This is a genomic window from Streptomyces sp. NPDC052107 (genome assembly GCF_040680215.1).
GTDB lineage: Bacteria > Actinomycetota > Actinomycetes > Streptomycetales > Streptomycetaceae > Streptomyces.
Genome location: NZ_JBFAWG010000237.1, coordinates 1 through 2,519 on the forward strand (window position 1 = coordinate 1; position 2,519 = coordinate 2,519).

Sequence of the window (2,519 nt, forward strand, 5' to 3'; positions counted from 1 at the left end):
CGAAGTTGAACCCCGGGCGTGTGGCCTGCCCCTCTCGGGGGCTACCAGGGACGAGGTCTTCCCGGTCAGCGTACCCAAGCAGCACGCCCGGCAGGGCGATGCCGCCGCACAAGCGCCGCGCCTGGCCGGTTTTCGTAGGGCGGTCTCCATGACGGAGAGCGACACCCTGGAACGACAGGAACTGCGAGCCCTGGCCGCCTACCGCACCCGCCAGGCGCGCGGCGAGGAGGCCGGCGTCCCGCACGACGAGGCGTACCGCCGCGTGTTCGGCGAGGACAGGACGCGGGGTGCGAGGTGATCGGTGGCCCGGGTCTCGCCTCCGGGCGGACGTCATTCTCTGGGGTGGGCGTCACGCCCGTGCCGATCCACTCGATCGGGTCCGGCCAGAGGAGCGTGGCGCCGACCTCGGCGCGCTCGGCCAGGATCACTGACGCGGCCGACTGCACTCCTTTGCCCGTCGCCGTAGACGCCGCCGGCAATCCCCGACGTCCAGCGCACCCGGCGGCCCTGACCTTAAGCAGATCAGCCCTCCAGGGCCGAGATCACCGCCCTGGAGGTGACCAGACGGCCGGTGGCGGGCGCCGCCGCCCGGGGCCGCGACTAGCATGGCGCGCTCCCCCGCCCAGGAGAAAGGCGCCGATGCAGCCCGAACACTGCCCCTTCCATCGTCGCGACGATGTCTGCGTGCCCACCGCCCGGCTGCTGGCCCAGGCCGGTCTGCTCGAGACCGCACCCCGCGCGCCCGTCGCGCCGGGGGTGACCATGGACGTCCCATCGGTCCCGCCCCGTCCGCTCACCCTGGCGCTCATCGCGCAGCACATCAACACCTGGGGCCGCGTCGTCATCGACCCCACCCTCCCGCACGCGGAAGACACCGCACCGGAAGAACGGTCGTTGCGCTACACCCTGCAGGCCCTGTGGGAAGCCGCCGGGCAGGCCACCCGCGGCAGCATCCGCTCCGTAGACGGCACCGCGCCCGAATGGTGGCGCGTGAACTGCGCGCTGCAGGAAGCCCAGGCCGCCGCGCACCGCACCACCCTCGCCAGCAGCGACGGCGCCCAGGCAGACCTGTGGTGGTACATCGCCCTGCTCCACCTCGGCCACGCCCGCACCCTGTGGAAAGACCACATCGGCCACACCCTGCCCCAGTAACCGCACCGGGATGCGCTGCCCTTGCTGACGGCGCTGCCAGGAACCGGCCCTTCGCCGTCAGCAAGGCCAGCAGGCGTCTGGGCGGCAGCATCCCGGCCGGGAGCACACTGCCGTGGCGGCTCAGGCGTCCGCGGCGGCCAGAGCGGCGCGTCCTTCGTCGGTGGGCTCGACCAGGTCGCCGCGGCTGCCGTCCGCCGGCACCACGACACGGACCAGGCCCCGCTTCCACAGGCTGATCGATGCGCCGTACCAGGCCATCTGCCGCTCGGTCCACGCTTCGTGGCCGGGATGGTTCTCGTCCATACCGGGCTCGGCCGGGTTCAGGACCGGGAAGTACTCAGACATCCACACCGGCCTGCCGGCCTGTGCGACCAGCTGCAGCAGGTCGCGCTCATCGTTGCTCAACACCATCCGACCAGGCTACGACAGCTTCCTGCGGCTTTGAGTGACGGCGAGCCCGACCGCCGCCTGGCCCGATCACCAGGTGTCACCGGTCCTGTTGCAACTTGAGCATCTCGAAGAAGATCGAGGTCGCTCCCTGGCTGACCAGCTCGTCGAACGTGCCCATTTCCGCGACGCGCCCTCGGTCGAGCACGATGATGCGGTCGGCGAGGCGGGTATTGGCCAGCCGGTGTGTGATGAACACGGTCGCCCGGCCGTCGGCAAGGGCCTTCAGGCGGGTGTAAATCCGGTGCTCGGCGCGGGCGTCGAGCACGGCGGTCGGCTCGTCCATCACCAGCACGGGCGCATCGCGGTGGAAGGCGCGAGCAACCGCCACGCGCTGCCACTGCCCGCCGGACAGATCGTGCCCTCCCCACCAGGAGCGGGCCAACGACGTATCCAGGCCGTGCGGGAGGGCTGCGATGACGCTGTCGGCGCCGGCCGCCTCGGCGGCGGCGTGCACAGCCGCATCGCCTTCGGGGCGGGGCTGGCCGAGGGTGATGTTCTCGCGGGCGGCCAGCGGCCAGCGCGTGTAGTCCTGCGGGACCAGCGCCACCTTGGCGAGTACCCCCGCCGGATCGGCGTCCGCCAGGTCCACCCCGTCCCACCGCACCGAACCGCTGGTGGGCAGGAACAGGCCGGTCAGGATCCGGGCGAGCGTGCTCTTGCCCGCGCCGTTCTCGCCCACCAGGGCGATGACCTCACCGCGCTTGAGGTCCAGGCTGATGCCCTCGAGCGCGGGGGTTTCGGCGCCGGGGTAGGTGAAGGAGACGTCCCGGGCGGTGATGACGTGCGGGCCGTCCTCGGCGACGGCGGCAGTGCCGCGGCGGGTCGTCCACGGCTTGGCCACGGCCAGGAAGCGCGCCCAGTCGTCCAGGGAGAGCGAGGTGCGAAACAGCCGGGCCCCCGCCCGGACCGTCGTGGCC

The 2,519-nt window shown here is 72.3% G+C and carries 4 protein-coding genes; 2 read left to right on the forward strand and 2 right to left on the reverse strand.

Features of this window, described 5'->3' with window-relative positions:
- Positions 1-25: 25 nt before the first annotated feature.
- Both AB0M27_RS47330 and AB0M27_RS47335 read left to right on the forward strand, forming a co-directional pair.
- Positions 26-298, forward strand: coding sequence for a hypothetical protein (locus AB0M27_RS47330; RefSeq protein WP_365732397.1), 273 nt, complete (start codon positions 26-28; stop codon positions 296-298).
- A gap of 386 nt (positions 299-684) precedes the next feature.
- Positions 685-1,152, forward strand: a complete 468-nt coding sequence (locus tag AB0M27_RS47335) for a hypothetical protein (RefSeq protein WP_365732394.1) — start codon at positions 685-687, stop codon at positions 1,150-1,152.
- A 120-nt stretch (positions 1,153-1,272) separates the two neighbouring features.
- On the opposite strand, the gene AB0M27_RS47340 is transcribed toward AB0M27_RS47335, so the two are convergent.
- Entirely contained in the window at positions 1,273-1,563 is a 291-nt protein-coding gene (locus AB0M27_RS47340) for a hypothetical protein (RefSeq protein WP_365732395.1), read from the reverse strand.
- Between the two features lie 76 nt (positions 1,564-1,639).
- Positions 1,640-2,519, reverse strand: an 880-nt coding sequence (locus tag AB0M27_RS47345; protein WP_365732396.1) for an ATP-binding cassette domain-containing protein, incomplete at its 5' end; no start/stop codon positions are given.

What these genes read in the sequence shown, in the direction of transcription:
- AB0M27_RS47340 (WP_365732395.1), bottom strand. Translation starts at nt 1,563, where the DNA reads ATGGTGTTGAGCAACGATGAGCGCGACCTGCTGCAGCTGGTCGCACAG.